This is a genomic window from Stenotrophomonas sp. UBA7606, from assembly GCF_002477705.1.
Classification (GTDB): Bacteria; Pseudomonadota; Gammaproteobacteria; order Xanthomonadales; family Xanthomonadaceae; genus Stenotrophomonas.
Genome location: NZ_DLJW01000055.1, coordinates 1 through 6,641 on the forward strand (window position 1 = coordinate 1; position 6,641 = coordinate 6,641).

6 protein-coding genes are annotated in these 6,641 nt (G+C 64.9%); 2 read left to right on the forward strand and 4 right to left on the reverse strand.

What is annotated here, in order from left to right; translation table 11 throughout:
• Nucleotides 1–102: 102 nt before the first annotated feature.
• The 4 genes from B2527_RS07910 to B2527_RS07925 are packed head-to-tail and all read right to left on the reverse strand — an operon-like array spanning nt 103 to nt 3,105.
• A complete protein-coding gene (locus B2527_RS07910; protein ID WP_293707678.1) occupies nt 103–633 on the reverse strand; it encodes a pilus assembly protein PilP in 531 nt (176 codons plus the stop codon).
• Nucleotides 634–635: 2 nt separating this feature from the next.
• On the reverse strand, nt 636–1,307 hold the full coding sequence (locus tag B2527_RS07915) for a type 4a pilus biogenesis protein PilO (RefSeq protein ID WP_293707681.1): 672 nt from the start codon (nt 1,305–1,307) through the stop codon (nt 636–638).
• Nucleotides 1,304–2,047: a PilN domain-containing protein gene (locus B2527_RS07920; RefSeq protein WP_293707682.1), complete on the reverse strand. Its 744-nt coding sequence runs from the start codon at nt 2,045–2,047 to the stop codon at nt 1,304–1,306. Before B2527_RS07920 ends, B2527_RS07915 begins: the two co-directional genes overlap by 4 nt.
• Nucleotides 2,047–3,105, reverse strand: coding sequence for a pilus assembly protein PilM (locus tag B2527_RS07925; protein WP_343124745.1), 1,059 nt, complete (start codon nt 3,103–3,105; stop codon nt 2,047–2,049). Before B2527_RS07925 ends, B2527_RS07920 begins: the two co-directional genes overlap by 1 nt.
• Nucleotides 3,106–3,319: 214 nt before the next feature.
• Here B2527_RS07925 and B2527_RS07930 point away from each other — a divergent pair, with 214 nt between their 5' ends.
• Nucleotides 3,320–5,758: a penicillin-binding protein 1A gene (locus B2527_RS07930; protein ID WP_343124746.1), complete on the forward strand. Its 2,439-nt coding sequence runs from the start codon at nt 3,320–3,322 to the stop codon at nt 5,756–5,758.
• Between the two features lie 73 nt (nt 5,759–5,831).
• Complete coding sequence (locus B2527_RS07935; protein WP_293707687.1) at nt 5,832–6,473, forward strand: hypothetical protein; 642 nt, start codon at nt 5,832–5,834, stop codon at nt 6,471–6,473.
• The last annotated feature ends 168 nt before the right edge of the window (nt 6,474–6,641 follow it).

Consider the following 6,641-nt stretch of genomic DNA (forward strand, 5'->3'; position numbering starts at 1 on the left):
GCCAACGCCACTCCCAGGGCGCAGACGCGGACCAGTGCATGGCGCCGGATGGGACGCAGGCTCAGGGCTTTGGTAAAAGTCATCGTGCTATCCCCTAATCAATCAACGATCGTCCAGTGCAAGCGAGGCTGGGCGTTCCAGCCAGCCACCCGCACCGTCCGGCACCAGTTCAATAAGCTCAATACCGTCTTCGCGCACACCCGTTACACGGCCATCGCTCTGGCCCATGTACACCCCGGGGCGCACGCGGTAGGTCACCTTGTCCGGGCCCATCACCAGGGCTACGGCACCCGCGCCGCTGCCAATGGTTCCAACCATGTCCAGGGCATCCAGCGGGAAGGACTCCAGCGGCTCCTTGCGGCGATTGGGATCCGGACGCAACTGGTTGTTGCCGTCATCGGACACCCAGGCGTCACTGAACGGGTCACGCAGGCCCTGCGCTGCATATTCGAAGGTTTCGAACTGCTGCATCACCGGCAAGGGCTCCAGCGGTTCAGCCGGGCGCTTGCGTACATCTTCAACGTACTTTTCAAGGTTGCTCACATCGCCCGGGCCGCTGGTGACGCCGCGCATGCAGCCCCCCAGCAACACCACGGCGGCCAGGCCCACGATCAGGGAGGAAGTCTTGCGCATGCTTACTTCCCTCCCTTTTTGGCAGCCTTGGCGGCGTCAGCAGCGAGCTTTTCCTGCTCTTCCAACTCGGTGTCGTCCAAGTAACGATAGGTCTTGACCGTACCGGCCAGCTCCAGAGCCCCGCCTGCGGTGATCACGCCCTTGGGATCCTTAGGCTTCAGGTTGATGTCATGCATGGTCAGGATGACCACGCGCGGCAGCGATGCCACACCACTGACGAACGCACCAAACTGGTGATACCCCCCCACCAGCCGCAGCGCGATCGGCTTCTCGGCGTAGAACTCCTTCAGCGACTCCGGTCCCGGCTGGAACAACTCGTTGTTCAGGCCGCTGGACAAGGCGGTCTGCGAAACATCGATGATCAGGTCAGGCATCTCGGTCTTGCTGGGCAGCTGGCGCAGCATCTGCTGCAGCACCTGCTCCATCTGGGCCAGCTGCTGCTTCAGGGGCTCCAGGTTGACCGCGCGCGCCTGCTCCTTCTCGAAGCTCTCGCGCAAGGTCACTTCCTTGGCCTCCAGTACTGCGAGCTCGTCACGCTGACCGCTTATCACCAGCAGGTAAGCCAGGGCCATGATGATCAAGGCCAGGATCACGCAGAACACCATCTTGGCATTGCGCGGCCAATTGCCGATGTTGTTGAAATCCAGGTCCTTGGCGTTGAATTTCTTGCTCACGAGCGAGCCTCCTTCTGCGCAGGTTCAACCTTGGCAGCCGGGGCTGCAGGCGCGGCCGGTGGCGTGGCGCTGGTCGGTGCCGGGGCGGCCGCCGGTGCCGTCACTTCCGCCGGGGCCGGGGCCGTTGCCGCGGCAGGCGCTGCAACCACTTCCGCCTGCTGATTGGCCGTTTCACCCGGTGCCGGCAGCTGGACCTTCAACGTGAATACGTAGGGCAAGGACTTGACGTCCACCACCTTGCTGCCCGCCTCCTGGGCGCGCGCTTCGATGATGGTCAGTTCCGGATTGCTCATCCAGCCCGAGCTCTCCAGGTTGCGCATGTAGGCACTGACGCGCGCATTGGACTGGGTACGCCCTTCCAGGGTCAGCGTCTCGCCTTCCTGCTTGAGCGCGGTCAGCACGACACCATCGGGAATGGTGCGCACCAGCGAATCGAACAGGTGCACCATCTGCGAGCGCTTGCCCTGCAGTTCCTCGATCACCCGCTTGCGGGCCAGCAGACGATCCTTCTGCTTGTCCAGGCGTTCGATTTCCTTGTTCTGCTCCTTGACCTTGGCGATCTCGGACTCAAGGAAGGCATTGCGTTCCTGCTGGCCACTGATCTGCTGGCTGTAGAAGAACCACAGCAAGCCGGACAGCACCACGCCGCTGAGCGCGGCGAAGCCCAGCATCGTGTAGAACTCGCGCTGGCGTTGTTTGCGGCGCTCCGCGCGCCATGGCAATAGATTGATCCGTGCCATCAGTCAAACCCCCTCATGGCAAGACCGGTCGCGATCATCAACGCAGGTGCGTCCTGGGCCAGGGCATGTGCCTGCACCTTCGGGCCCAGCGTCATCTGCGCCAGCGGGTTGGCCACCGTGGTCGCCACGCCCAGTTGCTCCTCGACCATGGTCGGCAGGCCCACCAGCGCCGCGCAGCCACCGGCCAGCACGATGTGGTCGACACGATTGAATTCGCTGCCGGCATAGAAGAACTGCAACAGGCGGCTGATCTGCTGCACTGTGGCTTCCTTGAACGGCTCCAGCACTTCAACCTCATAGCTCTCGGGCAAGCCGCCCTGGCGCTTGGCCAGGCCCGCTTCCTCGTAGCTCAGGCCGTAGCGGCGCATCACCTCGTCGGTGAGCTGCTTGCCACCGAACACCTGTTCGCGGCTGTACAGGCTGCGGCCACCACGCAATACGTTGAGCGTGGTCATGGTTGCGCCGATATCGACCAGTGCCACCACGCCATCACTGGGCACGGCCAGTTCACTGGCGACCAGCGCAAAGGCGTTCTCGATGGCAAAGGCTTCCACGTCCATGACCTTGGCGGTCAGGCCGCCCAGTTCCAGCGCGGACTGGCGCAGTTCCACGTTCTCCGAGCGCGATGCGGCCAACAGCACCTGCACCATCTCTGGATTGTTCGGAACCATGCCCAGCACCTCGAAATCGAGGTTCACTTCGTCGATGGGGTACGGGATGTAATTCACCGCCTCCAGTTCGACCTGCGCTTCCATGTCGTTTTCATCCAGGTCGGCCGGCATCGGGATCACCTTGGTGATCACTGCCGAACCGGCCACGGCTGCCGCTGCGCTCTTGGCACGGGTGCCTGAACGCGCCACAGCCCGTCGAATCGCCTCCCCGACGGCTTCGACTTCCACGATGTTCTTTTCCACCACCGCATTCGGCGGCAGAGGTTCCACGGCGTAATGTTCCACGCGGAAACGGTTACCACTGCGGGAAAGCTGAAGCAGCTTTACCGCAGTCGAGCTGATGTCGACGCCAATGATGGGCGTCTGACTTTTTGGGATAAGCCCCACGGATTCTCCCCTGCCGACGGGCACTTGGACGCACTTGTTGCGCCCGCGCATTAATAACGGATTTACAGCAATTGGCAACCACCCAAGGCCTGAGACGCGATCTGCATCACGGCATCGAAGTGATATCCCCTTACTCTCCCCAGAGTCCGGCCCCAGCCGTTCCCCTGCGTAATCTATACTCTGCGGCTACGAAATCCGCAATCGGGACCTCTGGATGCCACGTTTTCGCCGCTGGCTGCGCTGGCTGCTGGCCCTCTTCATCGCCCTCGCCCTGGTGGGTGCGATCGCCGTTGGCTCGCTCTATTACGTTGTCTCCTCGAAGCTGCCGGACGTGCAGGCCCTGCGCAACGTCGAGTTGCAGGAGCCGATGTATGTCTATGATAGTGAAGGAAAATTAATGGCGGTATTCGGCGAGACCCGCCGTTATCCGATCCAGATGAAGGACGTGCCGGAGCGCCTGAAGCAGGCCTTCCTGGCCACCGAGGACGCCCGTTTCTACCAACACGACGGCGTCGACTACAAGGGCGTGGGCAGGGCGATCTGGATGATTGCGCGCACCGGCTCCAAGGACGGCGTGCCCGGCGGCTCGACCATCACACAGCAGGTTGCGCGCCAGTTCTTCCTTAGCAGCGAGGTCAGCTACACCCGCAAATTCGCCGAGATCCTGCTGGCCCGCAAGATCGAGAGCGAGCTGAGCAAGGACGAGATCTTCGAGCTGTATCTGAACAAGAGCTTCTTCGGCAACCGCGCCTATGGCATCGGTGCCGCCGCCGAGTATTACTACGGCAAGAAGCTGGCCGAACTGGACCTGGACGAAATGGCCTCGCTGGCCGGCATTCCCAAGTTCCCGTCCAGCGGCAACCCGCTGAGCAACCCCGAGCGCGCGCGCCAGCGCCGCGACAACTATGTGCTGCAGCGCATGGCCGAACTGGGCTTCGTCACCCAGGCCGAGGCTGACGCGGCCAAGGCCGTGCCCATGCATGCCAGCCCGCACGAGCCGCCGGTGCAGGTCTATGCGCCGTACGTGGCCGAGATGGTCCGCCAGGAGATGATCGCCAAGTACGGTGAGGACGTGCTCAACAAGGGCTACCACGTCACCACCACCATCAACTCGGCGATGCAGGATGCCGCCAACCTGGCGGTACGCGATGGCCTGATGCTGTACGACCACCGCCACGGCTGGCATGGCGTGGAGCAGCATTTCGACGTCGCCGCCGATGCCGATGCCGCCGCCCTGGCGCGCAACATCGCCGGTATCCCCGCCCAGGCCGGGCTGATTCCGGCCGTGGTCGCCTCCACCGCGGCCGATGGCAGCGCCACCGTGGTGCTGGCCGACCGCCGTGAACTGGTGCTGCCGGTGGCGTCCAGCCGCTGGACCACCCGCAGCCCGGCCAAGCTGCTCACCCGCGGCGACATGATCCGCGTACGCGCCGGTGACAAGGACGGCGAATGGCTGATCGACCAGATCCCGCGCGGCCAGGCCGCGCTGGTCTCGCTGGATGCCGAGAGCGGTGCGCTGCGCGCCCTGGTCGGCGGCTTCAGCTTTGCCGGCAACAAGTTCAACCGTGCCACCCAGGCACGCCGCCAGCCCGGCTCCAGCTTCAAGCCCTTCATCTATGCCTCGGCCTTCGACAAGGGCTTCAACCCGGCATCGATCGTGCTCGACGCGCCCGTGGTGTTCCGCGACCGCCGCGGCAAGACCTGGCAGCCGCAGAACGACGGCGGCGGCTTCCGTGGCCCGATGCGCCTGCGCGAAGCACTGGTGCAGTCGCGCAACCTGGTCTCGGTACGCCTGCTGGACAGCGTCGGGGTCGACTACGCACGCAAGTACATCAGCGAGTTCGGCTTCCAGGAAGCGGAACTGCCGCCCAACCTGTCGATGTCGCTGGGCACCGCCTCGCTGACCCCGTTGTCGGTGGCCCGCGGCTATGCCGTGTTCGCCAATGGCGGCTCGCGCGTGGACACCTGGGTCATCGACCAGATCAAGGATCGCGACGGCACGGTGATCTTCAAGGAAAACCCGGCCATGGCCTGCCGCGGCTGCGGCGGGGCCGTCGCCGGTGCCGCCCCGGTCAACCAGGTGGTGGACGGCTTCAACTTCGGCGCCGAACCCGGCCCGACCGCCGCACACCCCCCGGCTGCGGCCGGCAAGCCGGACGCGCCGGCCGAACCGCCCAAGCCGACCAACCCGGACGCACGCACCGCACCACGGGCCATCGACGAGCGTACCGCCTACCAACTGGTGTCGATGATGCGTGACGTGGTCCAGCGCGGCACCGGCACCGCGGCCAAGGTACTTGGCCGCGAAGACGTGGGTGGCAAGACCGGCTCGACCAACGATCACCGTGACGCCTGGTTCTCCGGCTTCGGCGGTCCATTCGCCACCACCGTCTGGGTTGGCCGCGACGACTTCCGCTCGCTGGGCTACCGCGAGTATGGCGGCAAGGCAGCGTTGCCGATCTGGATCGACTACATGCGCACCGCACTGAAGGACGCGCCCATCGCCCGCAACGACCCGCCCTCAGGCATGGTCGAGGCAACCCTGAATGGCGCCACTGAGTGGGTGAAGACCGAGGATCTCGAACGCATGCAGGACTTCGATTTCCAGCAGCAGGACCAGGCCACCAACGACGCGGCCTTCGATATTTTCTGATCGTCGCACCGGCGGCGGGACGCAGTGCCCGCCGCCTGCCTACAATCGGGCCGTATCCCACTGGAACCGCCCGATGCCGCCCTCCCCGCTGTCCACCCGCCGCGCCCCGCGTGAGCGCTTGCTGATCGCACAGGAAGCGGCGCGCCTGATTGCCGAGAGCGGTATCCACGATTTCGAGCATGCCCGCCGCAAGGCAGCATCCAAGCTCGGCATCCACGAAGAAGCGTTGTGGCCACGGCTGGCCGACGTGGAGCAGGCGCTGCGCGAACACCAGCGGTTGTTCGCCTCCACCGAGCAACCCGGCGCCCTGCACCGGCGCCGTGAGTCGGCGATGCAGGCCATGCAGTTCCTGCATGCTTTCCAGCCCCGCCTGGTGGGCGCGGTATTGACCGGGCTGGCGGGCGACAACAGCCCGGTCAACCTGCAGTTGCACTGTGACGACGCCGATGCCGTCCAGCATTTCCTGCACGAGCAACGCATCCCCGCCGAGGCCCGCACCTGCGTATTGCAGTTGGCCGGCCATGCCAGCCGCCAGCATTTCCCCGGCTGGGAGTTTGCCGCCGATGGCATTGCTTTCGAGCTGGTCGTACTGCCCGAAGACGCGCTACGGCAGCCGCCGGTATCGCCTGACGATGGCAAACCGCTTCCACGCGCGACGCTGGCCCAGCTCAAGCTGCTGCTGGCTGCCTCACCGCCGCCGACAGGGGTGGCTTGAACTGCAACGTTTGCTCCGGTCCGGTAGTGCCGAGCCATGCTCGGCAATGGGCCTTGCCGTAGAGCCTCTGCCGCGCATGGCTCGGCACTACATGGCCTGGCTGGGCTCTTGCCGAGCATGGCTCGGCACTACATGGTCTGGCTGGGCTTTCGCCGAGCATGGCTCGGC